This is a genomic window from Mycobacterium sp. SMC-13 (genome assembly GCF_045311035.1).
Lineage (GTDB): Bacteria > Actinomycetota > Actinomycetes > Mycobacteriales > Mycobacteriaceae > Mycobacterium.
The window spans coordinates 157,289-178,599 of record NZ_JBJIAI010000013.1; the positions used below are offsets into that span (position 1 = coordinate 157,289).

Genomic DNA, 21,311 nt, shown 5'->3' on the forward strand with positions numbered 1-21,311 from the left:
GTCTGGGATCAGCTCCGAAGGGGTAGAGCCGACACCAGCGGGGTGTCCACTCCGACACGACCGATCGCACTGGCGCCGCCGGGCGAGCCCAGGGGCGCGTCGCGTCCGGGGAGTACCTCATCGAAGAATGCGGCATTGTCGGCGAGGTACGCGAGCTGGTCTTCTGGCAGATCGGCGTCGTAGTAGATCGCATCGACTCGGCAAGCCAGCTTGCAGGCACCGCAATCCACACATTCTCGCGGGTTGATGTAGAGCGCCCGATCGCCTTGGTAGATGCAGTCGGCCGGGCACTCCTGCACGCACGACATGTCCGTGACATCAACGCATTCTCGTCCGATTACGTAAGTCATACAACGGACGGTATCGATGACGGAACGCTTGACCTCAGTGGCCGAAAGTTACTGATAACAGGGCCGGAAGTCCCCAATCTGTTACTGGATGGGACGGAGTGGCCCGTGGCCGACCGCATCGCCCCACTGCGGGTCGCGCCCGAGATGACGCAGCAGCCCGTCGAAATCCGTTGCGCTGTCACCTGCTTGGGCCGGACCGAACGGCGCATCGGGCATGCTGCGGAAGTCCCCGTCGGGCACGGCCAGGGCCAGGGGCAGCGCAGTGGCCACGACGTCGTCGGGCAGCGCGAAGGGGACGCCCAGACTGGCGGCGACGTCCCAGCCATGCACGACGTAGTCGATCAGGTGGAAGCCGATCCCCATCTCCGCCGGTACCGACGTGCCGAGTTCCGGCAGGGCGAACTGACTGTCGGGGTCCGCGGCGCCGAACGCATCCACCACATCATGGGCGGCTGCGGCGTAGTCGCCTACCGGGTCGTGCGTGTCGCGACAGGACGCCGGATTCCATAGCGCGAGGTCCTGGCCGCCCCCATGCGCGGCGGCTGCGAACCCGCGGTGCTGGACCGTCATGTGAGCAAGAAGGTCAGCCAAATCCCAAGCGGCACAAGGGGTCGGGCGCCGAAGGTCGGCAAGCCCGACGGTGTTGACGACGTCGACGGAGGCAAGGATGGCGCGGCGATGGGCACTGAGGAGATCGGTGGATAACGTAGGCATGAGCGTATCGTAAGCAGGCGCATACGATATGGCAATGCCTACGATGATCGGATGCCGGCCAAGCGCCCTGACCTTGCTGCGATGCTCGCGCCGCTGCTGCGCGAGTTGATGGCTGCCGAACAGCCCATCCTCGACAAGCACGGCGTGAGCATGTGGGGATACGTCGTGTTGGTGGCGCTCGATGAGACGCCGATGCGGTCGCAGGCCGTGCTGGCGCAGGCGATCGGCGCCGACAAGACCCGCATCATCCGCACGCTCGACGACCTGCAGGACCGCGGCTACATCGAGCGCACACCCGACCCCGACGACCGCCGGGTCCGGCTCCTGTCGATCACGACCGCCGGGCGCCGCCTCAAAGACGCGGTGCAGGCCGACATTCAGCGCGGTGAGGAGCGCTGGCTCGGTGAGCTGAGTGCCGAGGAGCGACGCGTCTTCCTCAAAGTGCTGCAACGCCTGACGCCGACGCCGGACTGACCACGCCGTCGGCGACCAGTGTCACAGCGTCTCCGTGACCTTCCGCAAGCCGCGTGGCTGATCGGGGTCACCACCGCGGGCGAGCGCCAGATGCAGCGCAAGCTGTTGCAGCGGAAGGATTTCCAAGAGCGGGGACAGCTCGTCGCTGACGCCGCTGGGTAGCGCGATGCCGCCGGCCAGCCCGGCCAGCGCCGCGGGGTCTCCGACACCGAAGACGTCGGCGTGACGCTCGGCGAGCCGTTCCAGTACCGGCGCCATGGCCTGCCCGCCGGCTCCTTCCGGTACGACCGCGAGCACCGGCACCTGAGGGTCGACGGTGGCGAGCGGGCCGTGCAGCAGATCGGCCCCCGAAAACGCCTGTGCGGAAAGGTAAGACGTCTCCATCAGCTTGAGTGCGGCCTCGCGGGCGGTGGGGTAGGAGTAGCCGCGGCCGGTCGCGATGAGTCGCTGCGCGAACCGGTAGCGCTGCGCCACCTCGCGGACCAGCGCGTCGAAGGCCAGGACTTGCTCGCCGAGATCGGGCAGTGCGTCAACTTCGTCGCGGTCGTCGCCCAGCAGCAGTTGCAGCGCGAGCAGCTCCGCGGTGTAGGACTTGGTCGCTGCCACCGACTTCTCGGCACCGGCAAGCACGTCGATGTGGATCGCCGCTGCCTCAGCCAGGTCAGATGCCGCGTTGTTGGTGACCGCGACGGTCAGCGCACCCTGAGAGCGCGCGACCTCTACAGAACGCACCAGGTCCGGAGAACCGCCGGACTGGCTCACCGCGATGTAGAGCACATCGCGCAGGTCGGGCCGAGCTCCGTAAACCGTCATGGTCGACGGTGACACCAGGCCCGCGGGCAGCCCGTGGTTGATCTCCACGAGGTACTTGGCGTACAGCGCGGCATGGTCGCTGGTGCCCCGCGCCACGAACAGCACGAATCGGGGCGAGGTCGCGGCGATCTGGGCGGCCGCGGCGCGGATGGGTTCGCGGCCTTCGTCGAGCAGCCGGCGCCAGACCTGCGGCTGTTCGACGATTTCGGAGGCCATCAGGTGGCCGGGGATCGTCTGATCGGCACTCATCGTCTTCTCCTTGTTGGCGGCACAATTCAGTAGTAGTCGCTGAGTCGGCTCGACGGCACGGCACGCGGCATGGCCAGCCCCGGACAAAACCGGATGACGGCAGTGCGAAAATCGAACACATCATGAGCAACAGCGGTGCAGGCGCGGACAAGCGCGTCGTCTTTTCCGGGGCACAGCCCACTTCCGACTCGCTTCACCTGGGCAATGCCCTGGGCGCGGTGCAGAACTGGGCCCACCTGCAGGACGGCTATGACGCGTTCTTCTGCGTCGTCGACCTGCACGCCATCACCGTCCCGCAGGACCCGGACACGCTGCGTCGTCGCACGCTGGTGACTGCCGCGCAGTACCTCGCGCTCGGTATCGACCCGGCCCGCAGCACGGTGTTCGTGCAGAGCCACGTCGCCGAGCACACCCAGCTGGCGTGGTTGCTGGGCTGCTTCACCGGCTTCGGTCAGGCGTCGCGGATGACGCAGTTCAAGGACAAGTCGCAGAAGCAGGGCGCCGACGCCACGACAGTCGGCCTGTTCACCTATCCGGTGCTGATGGCCGCCGACATCCTGCTGTACGACACCGACCTGGTGCCCGTCGGTGAGGACCAGCGTCAGCACCTGGAACTGGCCCGTGACCTTGCGCAGCGGTTCAACGCGCGCTTCCCTGACACCTTCGTGGTGCCCGAGGCCATGATCCCCAAGGCCACCGCCAAGATCTACGACCTGCAGGATCCGACCGCCAAGATGAGCAAGTCGGCCGCGACCGACGCCGGGCTGATCAATCTGCTCGACGATCCGGCCAAGAGCGCCAAGAAGATTCGCTCAGCGGTCACCGACAGCGAGCGCGAAATCCGGTTCGACACCGAGGCCAAGCCCGGCATCTCCAACCTGCTGACCATCCAGTCGGCGGTCACCGGAACCGCCGTCGACGCCCTGGTGGCCGGGTACGAAGGACGCGGTTACGGCGACCTCAAGAAGGAAACGGCCGAGGCCGTCGTCGAGTACGTCACCCCGATCAAGAACCGGGTCGACGAGCTGCTCGCCGACCCGGCCGAGCTCGAATCGGTGCTGGCCGCGGGTGCCGAGCGCGCCGAGCAGGTGGCGTTCAAGACGCTGCAGCGCGTCAACGACCGGCTGGGCCTGCTGCCGCGTCTGCGCTGAGATTGCCGGCGCCGCGCCGGGACACCGCCGGCGTCGCCTACTAGGCTTTTCGGCAGACAAGGGGGTTTGCCGAAAATGACCGACTCGGACCAGCCGGGCCTACTCGACCGACTGCGTCAGCGGCATCCGTGGCTGGATCGGATCATGCGGGCCCAGGACCGCTACGAGTCCTGCAACGGCGACTTCTACGCCGCCGGCATCACGTACTTCACGGTGTTCGCGCTGTTCCCACTGCTCATGGTCGGTTTCGCGGTGGGTGGCTTCGTGCTGGCATCCCGCCCCGACCTGTTGGCCGAACTCGAGGTGCACATCCGCTCCGCGGTCGCGGGCGACTTCGGTAACCAGCTGGTCGGGCTGATGGACTCGGCCGTGAAATCGCGCACCTCGGTCGGCGTCATCGGCCTGGCGACCGCGGCGTGGGCCGGCCTGGGCTGGATGGCGAACCTGCGCAAGGCCCTCACCGAGATGTGGGAGCAGCAGAGCGAACCCGATGGCTGGCTGGGCACCAAGCTGTCCGACCTGCTGGCGTTGATCTCGGCGTTCATCGCCATCGTCATCACCATCGGCCTGACCGCCCTGGGCGACACCGGATTGATGACGACGGTCCTGCACTGGTTCGGCGTCGGGCACGTGCCCGGCCTCGGCGTGCTGCTGCGGGTGGCGTCGTTGGCGGTGTCGTTCCTCGTGGCGTGGCTGATGTTCACCTGGATCATCGCCCGGCTGCCCCGCGAGAAGGTCAGCCTGCGCAGCTCGGCTCGGGCTGCCCTGATCGCCGCGGTGGGCTTCGAGCTGTTCAAGCAGGTCGCGTCGATCTATCTGCGGACCGTCATGCACGGGCCGGCCGGCGCGACGTTCGGTCCCGTGCTGGGCCTGATGGTGTTCGCGTACATCACCGCGCGGCTGATCCTGTTCTCGACCGCGTGGGCGGCCACCGCCGCGGACACGATGGCGCTGGCCCCGGTGGCGCCGCCCGGACCAGCTGCGATCGTCACCCGCTACCGCGAGCGCGAGGGCGTCGACGCGAACAGCGCGGTGGTCGGCGCGGCTGTGGGCCTGCTTGGTGGGCTGGGTCTTTCGCGCCTGGTGCGACTCCGCAGGGGATAGTTGCGCCGGCGGCTCGTTGCCGACCGATGGTGTATATGCAACACTGGTGGCATGGTCCACGCCGCTGTCGATGAGATCGTCAGTAATTGCCTGGCGGTTCGCGTCCGGCTGCTCGGCCGGGCGGTGACGAGTCTGTACGACCATGCCCTCGAGGAGCACGGCGTCAGCATCGCCCAGATCAATCTCATGGCGGCGCTGGGGAAGGTGGGGCCCTGCTCGCCGGCCCGGATCGGTGAGGTGCTGCAGCTGGAGCGGTCGACCGTCAGCCGCAACCTGAGTCTGTTGATGAAGCACGGCTGGGTGGAGGCGGTCTCTGCGAACGCCAAAGGGGTGCGTGAGGTCGCGCTGACCGGATCGGGCCGCAAGAAGATCGAGACCGTGCTGCCGGCATGGCGGCAGGCGCAACAGGAGGCCGCCGAGCTGATGGGCGCCGGCGGCGTCAAGGCGGTCCGGACCCTGGCGACCAGTATCGGTCTGCCGCCCGGCGACTAGAGATCTGTTGGGCTCGGCTCATTCCCGCGATCCCAACGTTGTATATACATCAAATAGAGGAGCTGTCATGTCACATCCCACGTCGAAGATCTTCATGATCGGCGCGACCGGGGCCCAGGGCATCCCGATCGTCCGCGACCTCGTCGCGGACGGAAAGTACTCCGTCCGCTTCCTCACTCGCGACGCCACGAGTGCGCGGGCCAAATCGTTGCTCGAGCTGGGAAACGTCTCGCCGCTCGAAGGCACCTTCACCGACGAGGCCGTGCTGCGCGAAGGCTTCCGCGGATGCGACGGTGCGTTCATCAACATCGACGGATTCAACGCCGGTGAGAAGACCGAGATGTACTGGGCCATCCGCGCCTACGAGATCGCCATCGAAGAAGGCATCCGATTCTTCGTCTACGGGAACCTCGACTACGCACTCAAGAAGGCCGGGTACGACTCCAGGTACCGCGCCGGCCACTACGACGGCAAGGGCCGCATCGCCGAATGGATCCTGCTGCAAAATCAGGCGAATTCGGCTCGCATGGGCGCCGCCATCTTCACCTCGGGGCCGTACATCGAGATGACGATCTCACCGCTGACGCCCATGGCACCCAGCGTGGAAGACGGCGTCGTCACCTGGCGGGTACCACTCGGCGACGGTGCGGTGCCCCATGTCTCACTCGAGGATTGCGGTTACTACGTCCGCTGGCTCTTCGACAACACCGACCGCTCCAACGGCATGGACCTCGAGGTGGCCATCGACCACATCCCGTATCACGAACTTGCCCGGGCATTCGAGACGGTCACCGGGCACCCCGCCCGATACGTCGACACCGACATGGACGCGTACTGGCGCGGGCCGCTCGGGGGCGTCGCCGACAGCCCTGCCGGATACAACGCCGACCCGAATGACCCGAGCACCATGACATTTCGCGACAACTTCACCGGCTTCTGGAATCTGTGGAAAGACGGCATCATCACGCGCGATTACGCGCTGCTGGACGACATCCACCCGAACCGGATTGGCACCGCTGAGCAGTGGTTCAGACGCGAAGACGAACTCGGCAGGGCGACCGGGAAAGGCAGCCTCTGGGAACGCGTCCAGCCGGAGAACTGGACTCTGGACTCGGCTGTGCTGAAGAGCAGCCAGGACCTGCGCACCGGAAAGCTCTGAACCCGGTCGGCACGCCGCCGTCAGCAGCCGTCGGGGCACACGATGTCGACGAGAGCCGACGGGGTGCCGCCCTCCAGCGTGCGCACGCCACCGACCGTGCAGGCCGTCAGCGGTGCCGTGGGTGTCTGATTGAGTTGCACCAGATATCCCGCGGCCCGCAGGTCGTTGACGGCCCCTTCGGCCGACGCTGCCGATGCCGCCGGCGCGTGCAGCATCACGACAGCAGCCAGCGCCGTCATGCCCGACCCGATGAGTACTGCTTTCATGTCATTCCACTTCCTGGTGGGCCGGTCGCCGGCGCACCAGCGCCATGATCGACCAGCGGTTCGAATAACCCTGTCCGACAAGGACGCCCACGCTCAGCAGCGCCATGATCGGATATTGGGCGATGAGTTGGTCCGAGCTCCAGTAGACGGCCAGCAAGCCCGCCGAGGTGACGGCGGACAGCGTGCTGAACACCCCGAGGATCAGAACCAGACCCAGTGTCACTTCGGTCAGCGCGGTCATGACGCCGGCGAGGTCGGCCGTCGGCCGCAACAGGTGCTCGGCGACGAAGCGAAAGTACTCCGGCACACGCGAATTCGCCGACGCGCCGTCGACGACGAGCAGGATGTCCGCACGCCCGAAGTGAGCCCGGAACTTCACATAGCCCTCATGGAGCCACAGCAGTCCCAGCCCGACCCGGACCGCGCCGAAGAGTATCGACGCGGCCAGGTCGGCCCGGTCGCGCGTGTTCAGTGCGCGGGTGGTCATCAGATCGGACATCACATGAGGGAGGCAGCGCCGAAGACTGCCTTCGCCTTGTCGCAGTGGATGACGACGGTGGTGTAACCCATGGTGTCGATGCCGGACAGCGGGAACGACTGCGTCGCCTGGTCGAACTTGATGGCGGCGATCTCCTTACCCGCCGCGACATCGGACTCGGTGGACCCCTTCGTGAGGTACACGTGCAGGTCCGGGCCCTCGTCGGACGAGAATTCCGCGAACTCCAGATTCATGCCGGTCACGGTCGCCGTGCCGGCGACGTGCTTGCCATTGAGGCCGGTGAAATGACCCGTCCGCGCGGCGGAGCTCGCGGTGGCCATCGCGGAGGTCATGGTGGACGACATCGCGGAACTGGCGGGGCTCGACGAACCGGCCGACTTCATCTCGTTCGCACCGCACGCGGTGAGCGTCAGCGCGAACACCGCAGCTGCTGTCGCTGCGATCGGCTTGATGACCATGTGGAACTCCTTCGAGCGTCGTGGGGTGCCGATCACCCCGTCGCCGACGAAGTTAGGGAGCGCCCGGCGGGCGTTCGCCAAAGATTTCAGAACCGTAAGAAACAGCCCGATACCCGGCCCGCTGTCTAGGCTCAGCACCATGAGAGGTGCGACATGGATGCGCCCGTGAGCTCCGACGACGGCGGCGGAGCGCACGTCGTGCTGGTCGAAGACGACCAGCGGGTGCGGACCGCGGTGGCGGCGTACCTGCGCGCCAAAGGTTTTCGGATCGACGAGTTCTCCGACGGGGAAACCGCGCGCGACGCCGTGCAGCGCTCGACACCCGACGTGCTCGTACTCGACCGCATGCTGCCCGGGCTGTCCGGCGACGACCTGCTGCGCGACATCCGCAGCCGCTCCGACGTTCCGGTGATCATGCTGACCGCCCTCGGGGCGAGCGGTCACCGGATCGACGGCCTCGAACTCGGTGCCGACGACTACCTCGCCAAGCCCTTCGCGCTGCGTGAGCTGCAACTACGCATCTCGAAACTGTTGCGGCACAGGGTCTCCCATCAGTCGCCGCTCGCTCCGTTCGTCGTCGGCCGGTTCCGCATCGACCCGACGATGCGCCGGATCACCTGCGGCAGTGCCGATGTCGAGCTGACCGGACGCGAATACGAACTATTGCTCTTCCTCCTCAAGAACCCCGACCGCGTGGTTTCCCGCGACGAGATGTTGCGCGAGGTGTGGGGCTGGAGTGCCGGCGACGCGTCGACCGTCACCGTGCACATCCGGCGGCTCCGCGAGAAGATCGAAGCCGACCCACGTGACCCCGTCTACCTGCGCACCGAGTGGGGCACGGGGTACCGGTTCACGCCATCGGGGCGGTCGGCATGATCCTCGGCGCGGCGGACCTCGTCATCATCGCGGTGACGGCCCTGATCTGTACGTCGGTGGCCACGGGCGCAGCGGTTCTCGTCATGCAGCTGAATCGGCGGGGCTCCATCGGGACGCACGTGGCGGCGCTGATCGGCGCGACGATCGTCGCCATCGTCGCCTCCACGGTGGCGATCTCGATCGAGATGTACCTGTCGGCGCACGACCTGCAGGTGCTGCTGGCGGTGCTCGCCATCTCGGCGCTCATGGCCGGCCTCGCCGCCGGGTTCATGCTGCGACGGCTGCGGCGGTCGCTGGCCCGGCTGCAACGCGCGGCCCGGCAGATCGGCAGCGGCGAGGTCGTCACGGCGGACGTCGACAGTTCGCGCGAATTCGCCGAACTGTCCGGCCAACTCGCGCAGTCGTCCGCGCAGCTGGCGGCGGCCCGCGCCGAGGTCGAGCAACTCGACGCGTCGCGCCGTCAGCTGGTCGCCTGGGTCTCGCACGATCTGCGGACACCGCTGGCCGGTATGCGCGCGATGGCCGAGGCACTCGAGGAGGGCGTCGTCGACGAGCCGGCCGACTACATCCGGCAGATCCGCGATCAGGTGGATGCGGTCAACGGCATGGTCGACGGGCTGTTCGAGCTGTCCAAGATCCAGAGCGGCATGCTCAAGCTCAGCAAGGAGCCGGTGGTGCTCCTCGATCTCGTCTCCGATGTCGTGTCCGACGTGCAGGCCCTCGCGGCCACCCGCGGCATCACCATCACGCATGCGGAAATGACCGACCAAGTCCTCTATGCCGATCCGGGAGAGCTGTCCCGCGTGGTGGCGAACCTGCTGGTCAACGGCATTCGGCACGCGCCGGAGGATTCCGAGATCCAGGTCTCGGCCCATCACCTCGACGGCGACCGGATCGTGCTGACGGTGCTGGATCAGGGTCCCGGCGTGCAGTCGCACGATCTCGGGCGCATGTTCGACATGGGATGGCGCGGTACGCAGGCCCGTACCCCGGAGGCCGACGGCTCGGGCGCCGGCATCGGCCTGGCCATCGTGCGCGGCATCGTCGAAGCCCACGGCGGTCAGGTGTCGGCCGCGCATGTGCCCGGTGGCTTCCGGCTGGACGTGACGCTGCCGACGACGTGATCGCTATGCGCCCGGTGGCGCCGAGGTGAGCACGCGGGGACCGAGTTGGTGCGCCAGCTCCAGCGCGAGTTCCATCGCGAGCCGGCGTTCACCCGGCTGGTAACCGAGCAATTCGGTGGCCCGGGCCACCCGCTGCAGGACGGTGTTGCGGTGGGTGTGCAGGCGGGTGGCGGCGCGGGGTGCGTTGTCCGCCTCGTCGAGGAACACCCGCAGGGTGTCGCGCAGGCGGGCCGCCGCCGGGGTGTCCTCCGCGAGCGGGCCCAGGGTCGCGGCGACGAATTCGGCTGCGCGGTCGGTGTTCTGGGCCGCCAGCGCCGTGACCTCGAGGTCGCGGAACAGCGCAACCCGGGCGCCGCCGGGGTGCCCGGCCAGCAGACTCTGGATCGACAGCGCCGCCTCGTGGGAGCGGCGGAAGCCGGTGATGCCGGGCCGCGTCGGTCCCACCGCGACGCGAATGTGGTTCTGCGCCTGCTCGATTGCGTCGGACAGCGCGTCGACCGCGGGCTCGGTGCTGCTGCCCAGCCACGCCCACAACGTCGAGGGACCGACGGACAACGTCAGCGGTGGTCGGGTACCCGCGGCCCGCGCCAGCACCGCCGCGGCGGATTCGAGCGCACCCTGGACGTCCCCGTGCGGCGGCGTCCACAGCACCAGTGCGGTGTGGCGCTGGCGCAGGTCGTACCCCAGGCGCTCGCCGGCCCGCCCGGCGTCGATGGCGGCGCCGTCCAGGATGAGCCGGATGGTCTCGGCGCGGCGGGCGATGGCGCCGCCGAGCACTTCCTCGCGTTCGCGCTGCGCCGCGGTGACGACGCACCCGAGCACGGTGTCGACGTACTCGAACAGGCGTTGTGAGGACGCCTCCAGCAGTTCGAGCAGCAGCGGACCGGAGGGGACGAGTCGGGTGGCGTGCTTCATATAGCGACTCCACGCCACGTTCTGTCCGCGCCGGTAGGACTGGAACAGCACATCGAGCTCCAACCCGCGGCGGGCAATCGTGCGGGCGACATCGAGGGCCTCGGGTGGGATGTCGATGGGCGCGGGCTTGGCTTCCCTGCGGGCCAGCATCGACAGCACCCGCGCGGCGTTGGCCCGGTTGCTGGCGGTGGTATCCGCCAGCACGGCCGCATCCGAGCCGGCGGCGGGGGAGAGCTCGATCTCGGCGGCGTCCATCTCGGCGACCAGGTCGTCGAGCTCGGCCAGCATCAGTTCGGCGACGTCGCCCATGAGGTCGATGACCTCACGTGATGGTGTCTCGGCGGCCATCAACGAAGTATGCCCCTGCACATATCGCGGGTCGAGTACTGGGCCGTCGCACCTGTTACGCGCCCCGCGACGTCCATAGCGTGAGTGCCATCACACAAAGCTGTCCACCCGTCAGGAGCCACACAGTGTCCATCACCTCAACGCAGCGGTCGACGACGCAGGACGTCGACGTACTGATCATCGGCGCCGGCATCTCCGGCATCGGCGCGGCGTATCACCTGAAGGCGAACCGCCCGGGCACGTCGTTCCTGATCATCGAGGGGCGCGACACCATCGGCGGGACCTGGAGCCTGCACAAGTACCCCGGCATCCGCTCGGACTCCGACATGCCCACGTTCGGGTTCGGCTTCAAGCCGTGGACCCACCGCAAGTCGATCGCCGACGGTCACATCATCCTCGACTACCTGCAGCAGACCGTCGACGAGAACGGGATCGGCGAGCACATCCGGTTCGGCCGGCACGTGCAGAACGCGAACTTCGACTCCGACACCGGGCGCTGGACCGTCACCACCACGCAGGGCGATGACACGACGACGTTCACCGGCCGCTTCCTGTTCCTCGGCACCGGGTACTACGACTACGAAAAGCCCTTCATCCCCGACTTCCCCGGCAAGGACGACTTCGCGGGCCCGGTCATCCACCCGCAGCTGTGGCCGGAGGATCTGGACTACGCCGGCAAGAAGGTCGTCGTCATCGGCAGCGGCGCAACGGCGGTCACGCTGATCCCGTCGATGGCCGACAAGGCCGGCCACATCACCATGCTGCAGCGGTCCCCGAGCTACGTGCTGTCGGTTCCGGCCGCGGACCCGATCACCAACGCGCTCAACAAGGTACTCGGCCACGAGCGCGCCTTCCCGATCGTGCGGCGCAAGAACATCGCGACGGCGCGCGGACTGTTCAAGCTCTGCCAGAAGTACCCGAAGATCATGCGAAAGCTGTTGATCGCCAACGTCGCCCGGCAGCTGCCCAAGGGCTTCGACGTCGATACCCACTTCACCCCGCGCTACAACCCGTGGGAGCAGCGCCTGGCGATGGTGCCCGACGGCGACCTGTTCAAGGCCTTCCGGACCGGCAAGGCCTCGATCGTCACCGACCAGATCGAGCGGTTCACCGAGCGCGGCATCCTGCTGGAGTCCGGGCAGGAGCTCGAAGCCGACATCATCGTCACCGCAACGGGTTTGAACATGTCGCTGTTCGGCAAGATCGCGCTGAGCGTCGACGGTCAGGTGCTCAACATGCCGGATCACACGGTGTACAAGGCCATGATGGTGTCCGACGTCCCCAACATGGCCTTCGCCATGGGGTACACCAACATCGCGTGGACCCTGAAGGTCGATCTGGTTTGCGAGCACTTCTGCCGGATGCTCGACCACATGGACGCCCACGGTCACGACGTCGTGGTGCCGGTCGTCGAGAACCCGGACATGGCACGCGGCCCGCTGATGGACCTGTCGTCGGGCTACGTGCAGCGCGGCATCCAGCAGTTCCCCCGCAGCGGCGACAGCGGTTCGTGGCTGGTCAAGCACGCCTACGAGATGGATGCCGAGCGGCTGCGGGGCGGTCCCGTCGAGGATCCGGGCCTGCGGTTCTCGTCCGTCAAGTCCGTCGCGTACGCCTCGTAGGGAGACATCGTTCATGAAGCAGCTCTACTTCTACAGCCACGGCGTCCGTTGTGCCGCTTGGCATCTGCCTGCTGCCACCGATGCGCTGGCCGGTGAGGCCGGCCGGCCGTGCGTGGTGATGGCCCACGGCTTCAGCGGCACCAAGGACACCGCGCTGCTCGGCTTCGCCGAGCCGTTCGCCGCCGCCGGCCTCGACGTACTGGTCTTCGATTACCGCGGGTTCGGTGAATCCGAAGGTGTTCCCCGGCAGGATGTCTCGATTTCCCGCCAGCGGCAGGACTATCACGCCGCCATCGCCGCCGCGCGGCACCTGCCCGGCGTGGACCCGGACCGGATCGTGCTGTGGGGCACGTCGTACGCCGGCGGTCACGTCATCGCCGTAGCCGCCCGGGACCAGCGGATCGCGGCCGTCATCTCGATGAATCCGGCCGTCGACGGGCGGGCCACGCTGGCCCACCTGGTCCGCAACTGCGGCGTCGGATATCTGGTGCGCGCCAGCGTGAATGCGCTGCGGGACGTGCTGCGCGCGGCGCGCGGACGGCCCGCGCACATGGTGCCGGTGGTCGGGCAACCCGGCTCGAACGCGGTGATCGCCACCTCGGGTTCGGAAGAGGCCTGGCTGCCCGTCGCTGGGCCGACATGGCGCAACGAGGTGCGTGGCCGGCATGCCCTCGGCGTCGCGTTCAACCGCCCGATCACGAAAGCCGGGAAGCTGGCGTGCCCGATCCTCGTCCAGCCCGGCACCGACGACCGCATCGCGCCGGCCGCCGCCGCCCGCAAGGCCGCCCGCCGCGCCGGGTACTGGGCGCAATTGCGTGAGTACCCCGCAGACCACCTCGATTTCTACGACGGTCCCTGGCAGCAGCGGGTTTTGGCCGACCAGCTCGACTTCCTGCAGCGCGATCTGGCCCCGGCCCAAGGGCACCGCAGCGTTACCCACTCAGCCTGAAAGGAATCCACCGATGAAGACCACCGCAGCTGTCCTGCTGGAGCCGGGTAGGCCCTTCGAGATCATGGAACTCGATCTCGACGGGCCGGGGCCGGGCGAGGTATTGATCAACTACACCGCCGCCGGACTGTGTCACTCCGACCTGCACCTGTCCGACGGCGACCTCCCACCGCGTTATCCCATCGTCGGCGGGCACGAGGGCGCCGGCATCATCGAGGACGTCGGCCCCGGTGTCACCAAGGTCAAGCCGGGGGACCACGTGGTGTGCAGCTTCATCCCGAGCTGTGGCCATTGCCGATACTGCTCGACCGGCCGGCAGGCCCTGTGCGACATGGGCGCAACCATCCTGGAAGGCTCCATGCCGGACGGCTCCTTCCGATTCCACAAGGGTGGTACGGATTTCGGTGCCATGTGCATGCTGGGGACGTTCGCCAAGAAGGCCACCATCTCGCAGCACTCGGTGGTCAAGATCGACGACTGGCTGCCGCTCGAGACCGCCGTGCTCGTCGGCTGTGGCGTGCCGACCGGATGGGGCGGCGCCACCTACGCGGGCAACGTGCGGCCCGGCGACATCACCGTCGTGTACGGCATCGGCGGCATCGGCATCAACGCCGTCCAGGGCGCCGCGCATGCCGGCGCGAAATACATCGTCGCCGTGGACCCGGTGCCGTTCAAACGCGATACCGCGCTGAAATTCGGTGCGACGCATGTCTTCGCGAGTGCCGAGGCCGCCGCCGAGAAGATCAACGAGCTGTCCTGGGGGCAGGGGGCCGATCAGGCCATCATCTGCGTCGGCACCGTGGACGAGGACGTCGTCACGTCGGCATTCAGTGCCATCGGTAAGGGCGGGACTGTCGTGGTCATCGGTATGGCCAACCCAGAGAAGCTGACGATTCACGTCTCGGGCCTGGAGTTGACGTTGTTCGAGAAGACCATTCGCGGCTCGTTGTTCGGCTCCGCCAACCCGCAGTACGACATCATCCGCCTGCTGCGGCTCTACAACGACGGCCAGCTGCAACTCGACGACCTGGTGACCACCCGATACACCCTCGAAGAGGTCAACCAGGGGTATCAAGATCTTCGTGAAGGCAAGAACATTCGCGGGATCATCGTGCACTGACGAGTCCGGCCGGTAGGTTTGCCACTGTGATCGCGATGATCCCGCAGTGGCAGATCGGACCGGTGCAGGTACCGGTCCACGGTCTGTTCGTGGGATTGGGGGTCCTCGCCGCCGTCCTCGTGTTCGTCCACGAGGCGCGGCGCCGCGGCGCGGTGAACGAGCAGTCGCTCGTGGCCGTCACCGGTGCCCTTGTCGGCGGGGCGATCGGCATGCGGGCCTCAGGGTTGGCGCGGCACCTCGATTTCGGCGCCAATCCCACTGTCGCGCAGGCGTGGGAGTATGGCTCCAAGAGCATCCTCGGCGGGCTGCTGGGCGCGTACGTCGGGGTGCTGATCGCCAAACGGCTCGGCGGATATCGCGGCAAGACCGGGGACCTGTTCGCTCCGGCGGTCGCCCTGGGGATGGCGATCGGCAGAATCGGGTGCCTGCTGACGGAGGCGCCCGGCCGCCCGACGACACTGCCGTGGGGCGTACATGCGCCGGCGAGCACCCCCGAGTGTCCGGGATGTGTGGCCGGGCTGGCCATGCACCCGTCGTTCGTCTACGAAATCGTGTTCCAGCTGGCCGCTTTCGCCGTGCTCATGTGGCTGCGGCCCAGAATCCTCCATCCCGGTGAGTTGTTCGTCATCTACGTGGCGGCCTATGCCGTGTTCCGCTTCTTCGTGGAATTCGTGCGCGCCAACGAGACCGTGTGGCTGGACCTGACGCGGCCGCAATGGGTGCTGCTGCCGTCATTGGCGCTCTTGGGTTTTCGGGTGTGGCGCGGTTATCGCCGCGGCTACTACCGGGTTTCGTCTGCAGACAAGGAGGGCGACCGTGTCCCAGCCGCCAATTGATTATCCGGACGACGAGCCCGGCGACGGCGTGCCGCCGGGCCAGAACGCACCCCAGCACCCGCAATACGCCCAATACCCCCAATATCCGCCGCAGTACCCGCAATACCCGCAGTACCCGCAGTACAGCTATCCGCCGCCGAACCCCAAGGCGATCTCGGGGGGCGGTGTGGTTTGCGGGGTGATCCTCTTCCCGGTGCTGAACGTCGGCGTCGGCTTCCTCACGTTGATGCTCGCCGACCAGCAGAAGGTGCTGCTCGCCTTCGGGGCCGCGCTGCTGGCTTTCCTTGCCTTCGGCGGTGGCTTCGCGCTGTGGAAGACCGGCAACCCGGCATCCAAGGGGCTCGGCCTCGGCCTGATGATCGGCTGGGCCCTCACCTCGATCCTGACCGTTGGATACTGCACCGGCCTCAACCCGACGATGTACACATGACGGCGGGCATGGGTCTGCGCGGTGACCGCATCCTGCGCTACGTGACGGCCTACTGCCCGCGCTGTCACCACGAGGCTCCCGAACGGCCGCTCGCCGATGTGGCGCGACTGGCCGGCCGGCTCGTCGAGCGCGACGGGAAGGTGTGGCTGGAGCGGGGTTGCCCGGCACATGGCCTGATCAGCACTCTGTACGACGAGAGCCCCGAGATCCTTGCGTACCTGGAGGAGTGGACCGCCCCGACCAAGGCGCACATGCCTGATGTGGCAGGCAATTTCGACCCGATCCCGTCGGCGTATCTGCGCGGGCTGCCGGAGATGCAGACCCAGCACACCTGCATCCTGCTCGAGGACATCGCCGAGGTCTGCAATCTCCGGTGCCCCACCTGTTTCACCGACTCGTCGCCCGACCTGCGCAATGTGGTGCCCGTCGCCGACGTGCTGGCCAATGTCGATCAGCGGCTGGCGCGGGAGAACGGTCGGCTGGACGTGCTGATGCTGTCCGGCGGGGAACCGACGCTGCATCCCGATCTGGCCGAACTGCTCGACGCACTGACCAGCCGGCCCATCACCCGAATCCTGGTCAACACCAATGGCATCCGGATCGCCACGGACGATGCCCTCCTCGAACTGCTCAGCGGCCACCGGCACCGCGTCGAGGTGTATCTGCAATACGACGGACTGTCCGAGACGGCGCACCGGCACCACCGCGGCGGCGACCTCCGCAAGCTGAAAACGCTGGCATTGCAGCGCCTTTCGGAGCGCCAGATTTTCACGACGTTGGTGATGGCTGCCGCGCTCGGCGTCAACGACGATGAGATCGGCGACATGGTGCAGCTGGCGCTGAATACCCCCTATGTCGGCGGTATCACCATTCAGCCGCAGTTCGGCTCGGGGCGGTCGGGCAACCTGGACGCACACGACCGGCTGACGCACACCGGTGTGCTGAGCAGACTCGACCCGCAGACCGCCGGCCTGGTGACCTGGCGGGACCTCACCGCGCTGCCGTGCTCGCATCCGCACTGCTGCTCGGTCGGCTACGTGCTGCGCGACGATTCGGGGCAATGGCGGTCGCTGGTGTCGCTGATCGGCCATGACATTCTCAAAGAACGACTCGGGTTGGTGTCCAACAGGATCGCCGACAGCGAGCTGCCGCAGGAACTGCAGCTGGCGGTCCGGGAATCGCTCCTGGGGTTGTTGTCCGAGCAGTCCTCGCTGTCGCATCCCGGGATCGGCGACGTGTGGCGAACCATCTGCCAGAACTGCGATCTGGGCATGCCGACGCTGCTGGCGCTGGCGTCGTCGGCCCTGCCGGGCGGAAAGAACCGGGTGCGGAAACTGTTGGGCGAGCGGGTGGTTCGCATCACCGTCAAGCCGTTCATGGACATCTCGACGATGATCGAAGAACGTCTGGTGCAGTGCTGCGTCCATGTCGGCACCCGGTCGAGCCAGGACCAGTGCGCGCCGTTCTGTGCGGTACAGGCGTGGCCGGCGCTCGGGCGTCAGCGGATGTCCGTCGCCGCGGGCACTGATTTGGGAAAGGCCTTGCCGCTCACGGTGATTTGAGGGCCAGGTGCCCGCGAACCTGCCACAGGGTGATATTTCGGTCGGATTTTCGCCGTGTGGTCAGGCTCGCGGACTTGGGTTCTCGGTTACTCGCAAGAACCCGCCCTGATTACAGGATCAACGCCATCTCAGCGGCGCCGCTCGTTCACCCTCACGTGGCGGCGCTCGTCACTCGAACAACTGAGCCCTGCGTACAGGGTCAACGGGGAGGGGCGGCGCCGGAGGCCGACCACACCCCGCGCCGCACAACTGCCTGCACCTGCAGGTTGCGGTCCAGCACGACGAGGTCGGCAGACTTCCCGGGCGCCAAGGCGCCGACGTCGTCGAAGCCGAGTGTGCGCGCCGGCGTGGTCGCCGTCATCGCCACGGCGTGCCGCAGTGCCGAATCCGACGCCGCTTCCAAACCCGTTGCCGCCGTCCGGAACAACGCGTCCATCGTGGCCGTACCGCCCGCAATGGTGGACCGCTCGCGCAGCCGCGCCACCGAGCCTGCGACCTCGACGTCGAGCCCGCCCAGTTGGTACGTCCCGTCGGGCATGCCGGCTGCCGCCATCGCATCGGTGATCAGCGCGACGCGATCCGAGCCCGCGGTGACCGCCACCTGGTGCACGAGCGCGGGATGGAGATGCACGCCGTCGGCGATGAGCTCCACCGTCACCCGGCTGTCCTCGAGCAGCGCCAGCGCCGGGCCCGGATCGCGGTGATGGAGCGGGCGCATGCCGTTGAACACATGCGTGCCCACGGTGGCGCCCAGCTGCAGTGCCCGTTTGGTCTCTTCGTAGCTGGCGTCGGTATGGCCCACGGCCACAATGCCTCCCGCGTCGACGAACCGTTCGATCGCGACGTCGGCGCGGGGTAGTTCGGGGGCGATCGTGACCATGCGGATGGCCCCGTCGCCGGCGGCGAGTACGGCATCGATCTCCGCGGGGTCGGGCTCCCGTAGCTGCGTTACGTCGTGCGCACCGCAGCGCGCCGAACTGAGCCACGGACCCTCCAGATGAATCCCGGCGACGACGCCATCGCGCACCGCGTCGGCCAGCGTCTGAATTTGCGCCAGCAGGACCTCCGGCGCCGCCGTGACCAGACTTGCCAGGGTCGTCGTGGTCCCGTGGGCACGATGAAACTCGGCGGCCCGCACCACGTCACCCGGATCGTCGGTGCCGTAGGAGAAGCCGCCGCCACCATGCACATGCATGTCCACGAAGCCCGGCACCACGACACCGTCGGGAAAATCGACGTCGACACCGCGGGGCGGGGCGCCGCCACCGCACGCCACGATGCGGTCACCATCGATCTCCAGCCACCCGGGCCGGCACACGGAATCGCCGAGAACCACCGTCCCGGCCGAGATGAGCGTCATCGCCCGTCAGTCTCTACCGGTTGGAGTGCTGTGGGCGCCGATTGATCGAACGGGCAGCCATCATCAACGAGAGCACTACCGCGGACCCGACCACGCCGACCCCGACGCGAATCGGCACCGCGTCGACCGGTGGCAGACCGTCGAAGGCCTGGGCAGCCGCGGGATGCTTGGCGTCGGGCTTGCGCTGGGTGAGCGACGGGTCCGGCTCGATCAGGGTGCCGACCTTGGTGCCGGGCGGCGTCGCGAACCCGTAGTCCAGCAGACGCGCGGCCTGCTCCCACGGCGCGATCGGCACGCGGGTGCCGTGCAGCAGGATCGCGACCAGCCGGCGCCCGCCGCGATCGGCAGCGCCCACGAACGTCTGCCCGGCGTCGTCGGTGTACCCGGTCTTGCCGCCGAGCGCGCCCGGGTAGTTGTAGAGCAGCTTGTTGTCGTTCTCCAGCTCGTAGCCGGGGTGGTCGCCGGGTTCGCCGGGCTTGGCCGGGTGGCCGGGGAAGTTGTACTTCTGCGTCGCCACGATCGAGGCGAACGTCGGGTTCTGCCAGGCGTAGCGGTAGAACAGGCCCATGTCGTAGGCCGACGTGCTCATGCCGGGGCCGTCCAGGCCGGACGGGGTGGCCGCCCGGGTGTCGCGACCGCCCAGCTTGGACGCCAGGTCGTTGATCTTCTCGATCGCCGTGTCCATGCCGCCGACCTGCATCGCCAGCGCGTGCGCGGCGTCGTTGCCCGAGTGCATGAGCAGGCCGTGCAGTAGATCGTTGACGGTGTAGATACCGCCGTCGTCGACGCCGACCCGGGTGCCCTCGGCGGCGGCATCCTCCGGGGTTCCGGTGACGCGCTTGTTGATGGGTAGTTCACGCAGCGCCTGCGTCGCGATCAGCACCTTGATGATGCTGGCCGGGCGGTGGCGCCCGTGCGGGTCCTTGGCGGCGATGATGTCGCCGCTGTCGAGGTCGGCCAGGAGCCAGGCGTCGGCAGAGACGTCGCCGGGCAGGGGTGGCATGTCCGGTGCGGCGACGATGCCGCAGCTGCCCATCAGGTCGCCGCCGAGCGGCGTCGCCGGGACGGGAATCGGGGCCGGCGGGTCGCCCGCCTTGGGCACCTCGGACTGGTCGACCGCGGGCGGGGTGTTCACCCGATACGGGCATGGATCCGCGGCCGGCGGGTCGGGTTCGGCATAGGCCAACGCCGGTGCGGCCGCCAGGAAAAACGCTGCTGCCAGGGCTGCAGCGCGCTGTGACGTTGATCGGGTGGTCGCCATGGTGTCGCCAGATTAGGTGACGGACGACCGGATCCCGTGTTGCCGCGCTGTGACAAGTGGGGTTGAAGTTACAAATGTGAATTAGCTAACCGGGGCCTACCGGCGCTCGGGGAGCGCGCAGTGCGCCAGGGCGGGCACACCGATGGAGCTCATCCACAGCCGCCCGTCGTGCTCGACGAGTCCGGTCACCTGTCCGAACTGACGGTGCCGGCCGCGCACGCCCGCGACCGCGGCGCCGCTGTCGGGATCGAAGGCGACGGCCCACACCTCCAGCGCCATCTGCGGCTGCAGCGCGTCCGGCAGACGCCACACCAACTGCCGCAGGATGGTCGGTCGCGGCGCGAGCCACTCGGCGGCGGCGTTGATCGGGGTGACGAACGCGACCCAGATTCGCCCGTCGGCGCCCGTCGAGATGTTGTCGGGCATGCCGGGCAGGTTGACCGCGAGCGGCGTGATACTGCCGGCCTGTGGTCCCGACAGCCAGTACTTCGAGAGCCGACGCCCCTGCGTCTCGGCGAACACCAGCGCGGTGCCGTCGGCGGTGACGGTGACGCCGTTGGCGAAGTACAAGCCCTCGCGCAGTGTGCTGACCGTGCCGTCGGTCGCCAGCTTGTACAGGCCGCCGTCGCCGCGGGCCTCGAGGATCGCGGCGCGGAAGTGCTCGTAATGGAACGAACTGGTCGATTCGGTGAAATAGATTGTGCCGTCTTCGGTTTCGGTGACGTTCGAGCAGAACCGCAGGGGCCGGCCGTCGATGTCGGGTACCAGCACCTCCAGGGCGCCGGTGCCGGGATCCAGCGCCAGCAGCCCCCGGTAGCTGTCGCAGACCAGCAGTCGCCCGTCCCGCGCGACGTGCAGCCCCAGCGGCCGGCCGCCGGTATCGGCCACCACATCCGTGTCACCGTCGGGGGAGACCCGCACGATCCGCCCGTCGACCAGGCCGGTCCACAACACGCCGTCGGCGCCGACGACCACGTCCTCGGGAGCATCGCCGGGCATCGGCACGATGGTGAGTTCCGCGGACGGGAAATCAGGCAGGGCGTCGACCGGCGGCGGGGTCCAGCGCACCGGGTTGATGGGTGGCTTGTGCGGCACGTGTAGACGGTAACGCCTGTTACGTGTCGGCAGACGGGAAAACCTCCAATTTCCGTTTGGATTCGGGGTTTTCACGACTGCCCG

At 67.8% G+C, this 21,311-nt stretch carries 23 protein-coding genes; 13 read left to right on the forward strand and 10 right to left on the reverse strand.

Translation table 11 applies throughout. From position 1 onward, the window contains the following. Nucleotides 1-8 precede the first annotated feature (8 nt). Together fdxA and ACJH6I_RS19925 are read right to left on the reverse strand one after the other, a co-directional pair. The gene (fdxA, locus tag ACJH6I_RS19920; RefSeq protein WP_318987309.1) at nt 9-350 is read right to left on the reverse strand and encodes a ferredoxin; all 342 of its coding nucleotides are present in this window, start codon (nt 348-350) and stop codon (nt 9-11) included. An 81-nt stretch (nt 351-431) separates the two neighbouring features. Next, the gene (locus ACJH6I_RS19925; protein WP_318987310.1) at nt 432-1,064 is read right to left on the reverse strand and encodes a TIGR03086 family metal-binding protein; all 633 of its coding nucleotides are present in this window, start codon (nt 1,062-1,064) and stop codon (nt 432-434) included. Between the two features lie 51 nt (nt 1,065-1,115). On the opposite strand from ACJH6I_RS19925, the gene ACJH6I_RS19930 reads away from it, so the two are divergent. Further along, a complete protein-coding gene (locus ACJH6I_RS19930; protein WP_318987311.1) occupies nt 1,116-1,538 on the forward strand; it encodes a MarR family transcriptional regulator in 423 nt (140 codons plus the stop codon). 21 nt (nt 1,539-1,559) lie between these two features. Here the strand turns inward: ACJH6I_RS19930 and ACJH6I_RS19935 are convergent, their stop codons facing one another. Then, a complete protein-coding gene (locus ACJH6I_RS19935; protein WP_318987334.1) occupies nt 1,560-2,567 on the reverse strand; it encodes an SIS domain-containing protein in 1,008 nt (335 codons plus the stop codon). Between the two features lie 155 nt (nt 2,568-2,722). On the opposite strand from ACJH6I_RS19935, the gene trpS reads away from it, so the two are divergent. The 4 genes from trpS (at nt 2,723) to ACJH6I_RS19955 (ending at nt 6,506) form a co-directional block, all read left to right on the forward strand. Further along, nucleotides 2,723-3,751, forward strand: coding sequence for a tryptophan--tRNA ligase (trpS, locus tag ACJH6I_RS19940; protein WP_212806704.1), 1,029 nt, complete (start codon nt 2,723-2,725; stop codon nt 3,749-3,751). Between the two features lie 75 nt (nt 3,752-3,826). Further along, nucleotides 3,827-4,855: an inner membrane protein YhjD gene (gene yhjD / locus ACJH6I_RS19945; protein WP_318987312.1), complete on the forward strand. Its 1,029-nt coding sequence runs from the start codon at nt 3,827-3,829 to the stop codon at nt 4,853-4,855. 51 nt (nt 4,856-4,906) lie between these two features. Further along, entirely contained in the window at nt 4,907-5,347 is a 441-nt protein-coding gene (locus tag ACJH6I_RS19950) for a MarR family winged helix-turn-helix transcriptional regulator (RefSeq protein ID WP_212806702.1), read from the forward strand. 67 nt (nt 5,348-5,414) lie between these two features. Next, nucleotides 5,415-6,506 (forward strand): NmrA family NAD(P)-binding protein, encoded by a 1,092-nt coding sequence (locus ACJH6I_RS19955; RefSeq protein WP_318987313.1) that lies wholly within the window; start codon nt 5,415-5,417, stop codon nt 6,504-6,506. Nucleotides 6,507-6,526: 20 nt separating this feature from the next. Here ACJH6I_RS19955 and ACJH6I_RS19960 read toward each other — a convergent pair whose 3' ends face one another. From ACJH6I_RS19960 to ACJH6I_RS19970, 3 genes are read right to left on the reverse strand one after another with little or no spacing between them, the layout of a single operon-like run. Further along, nucleotides 6,527-6,772, reverse strand: coding sequence for a hypothetical protein (locus ACJH6I_RS19960; RefSeq protein WP_318987314.1), 246 nt, complete (start codon nt 6,770-6,772; stop codon nt 6,527-6,529). Nucleotide 6,773: 1 nt separating this feature from the next. Then, entirely contained in the window at nt 6,774-7,271 is a 498-nt protein-coding gene (locus ACJH6I_RS19965; protein WP_318987315.1) for a DoxX family membrane protein, read from the reverse strand. Further along, nucleotides 7,271-7,729, reverse strand: coding sequence for a DM13 domain-containing protein (locus ACJH6I_RS19970; protein ID WP_318987316.1), 459 nt, complete (start codon nt 7,727-7,729; stop codon nt 7,271-7,273). The genes ACJH6I_RS19965 and ACJH6I_RS19970 overlap by 1 nt, the downstream gene beginning before the upstream one ends. Nucleotides 7,730-7,882: 153 nt before the next feature. Between ACJH6I_RS19970 and ACJH6I_RS19975 the strand changes: the two genes are divergently transcribed. Then, entirely contained in the window at nt 7,883-8,605 is a 723-nt protein-coding gene (locus ACJH6I_RS19975) for a response regulator transcription factor (protein WP_318987317.1), read from the forward strand. Next, complete coding sequence (locus tag ACJH6I_RS19980) at nt 8,602-9,729, forward strand: HAMP domain-containing sensor histidine kinase (RefSeq protein WP_318987318.1); 1,128 nt, start codon at nt 8,602-8,604, stop codon at nt 9,727-9,729. Before ACJH6I_RS19975 ends, ACJH6I_RS19980 begins: the two co-directional genes overlap by 4 nt. A gap of 3 nt (nt 9,730-9,732) precedes the next feature. Here the strand turns inward: ACJH6I_RS19980 and ACJH6I_RS19985 are convergent, their stop codons facing one another. Continuing rightward, nucleotides 9,733-10,992: a helix-turn-helix domain-containing protein gene (locus ACJH6I_RS19985; RefSeq protein ID WP_318987319.1), complete on the reverse strand. Its 1,260-nt coding sequence runs from the start codon at nt 10,990-10,992 to the stop codon at nt 9,733-9,735. 125 nt (nt 10,993-11,117) lie between these two features. Between ACJH6I_RS19985 and ACJH6I_RS19990 the strand changes: the two genes are divergently transcribed. The 6 genes from ACJH6I_RS19990 to ACJH6I_RS20015 are packed head-to-tail and all read left to right on the forward strand — an operon-like array spanning nt 11,118 to nt 17,511. Then, on the forward strand, nt 11,118-12,614 hold the full coding sequence (locus ACJH6I_RS19990) for an NAD(P)/FAD-dependent oxidoreductase (protein ID WP_318987320.1): 1,497 nt from the start codon (nt 11,118-11,120) through the stop codon (nt 12,612-12,614). A 13-nt stretch (nt 12,615-12,627) separates the two neighbouring features. Further along, nucleotides 12,628-13,563: an alpha/beta hydrolase gene (locus ACJH6I_RS19995; RefSeq protein WP_318987321.1), complete on the forward strand. Its 936-nt coding sequence runs from the start codon at nt 12,628-12,630 to the stop codon at nt 13,561-13,563. Nucleotides 13,564-13,576: 13 nt separating this feature from the next. Beyond that, entirely contained in the window at nt 13,577-14,683 is a 1,107-nt protein-coding gene (locus ACJH6I_RS20000; protein WP_318987322.1) for an NDMA-dependent alcohol dehydrogenase, read from the forward strand. A 35-nt stretch (nt 14,684-14,718) separates the two neighbouring features. After that, nucleotides 14,719-15,519, forward strand: a complete 801-nt coding sequence (locus tag ACJH6I_RS20005) for a prolipoprotein diacylglyceryl transferase family protein (protein WP_318987335.1) — start codon at nt 14,719-14,721, stop codon at nt 15,517-15,519. Further along, nucleotides 15,500-15,949, forward strand: coding sequence for a hypothetical protein (locus ACJH6I_RS20010; protein ID WP_318987323.1), 450 nt, complete (start codon nt 15,500-15,502; stop codon nt 15,947-15,949). Before ACJH6I_RS20005 ends, ACJH6I_RS20010 begins: the two co-directional genes overlap by 20 nt. Further along, nucleotides 15,946-17,511: a radical SAM protein gene (locus tag ACJH6I_RS20015; RefSeq protein ID WP_318987324.1), complete on the forward strand. Its 1,566-nt coding sequence runs from the start codon at nt 15,946-15,948 to the stop codon at nt 17,509-17,511. Before ACJH6I_RS20010 ends, ACJH6I_RS20015 begins: the two co-directional genes overlap by 4 nt. A 199-nt stretch (nt 17,512-17,710) precedes the next feature. Here the strand turns inward: ACJH6I_RS20015 and nagA are convergent, their stop codons facing one another. The 3 genes from nagA to ACJH6I_RS20030 all read right to left on the reverse strand — a co-directional run bounded on the left by nagA (nt 17,711) and on the right by ACJH6I_RS20030 (nt 21,227). Continuing rightward, a complete protein-coding gene (gene nagA, locus ACJH6I_RS20020; protein WP_318987325.1) occupies nt 17,711-18,871 on the reverse strand; it encodes an N-acetylglucosamine-6-phosphate deacetylase in 1,161 nt (386 codons plus the stop codon). 13 nt (nt 18,872-18,884) lie between these two features. Further along, nucleotides 18,885-20,132 carry a D-alanyl-D-alanine carboxypeptidase family protein gene (locus tag ACJH6I_RS20025; RefSeq protein WP_318987326.1) on the reverse strand — a complete coding sequence of 416 codons (1,248 nt, stop codon included), beginning with the start codon at nt 20,130-20,132 and terminating at the stop codon, nt 18,885-18,887. A 96-nt stretch (nt 20,133-20,228) separates the two neighbouring features. Continuing rightward, a complete protein-coding gene (locus ACJH6I_RS20030; protein ID WP_318987327.1) occupies nt 20,229-21,227 on the reverse strand; it encodes an SMP-30/gluconolactonase/LRE family protein in 999 nt (332 codons plus the stop codon). Nucleotides 21,228-21,311: the final 84 nt, after the last annotated feature.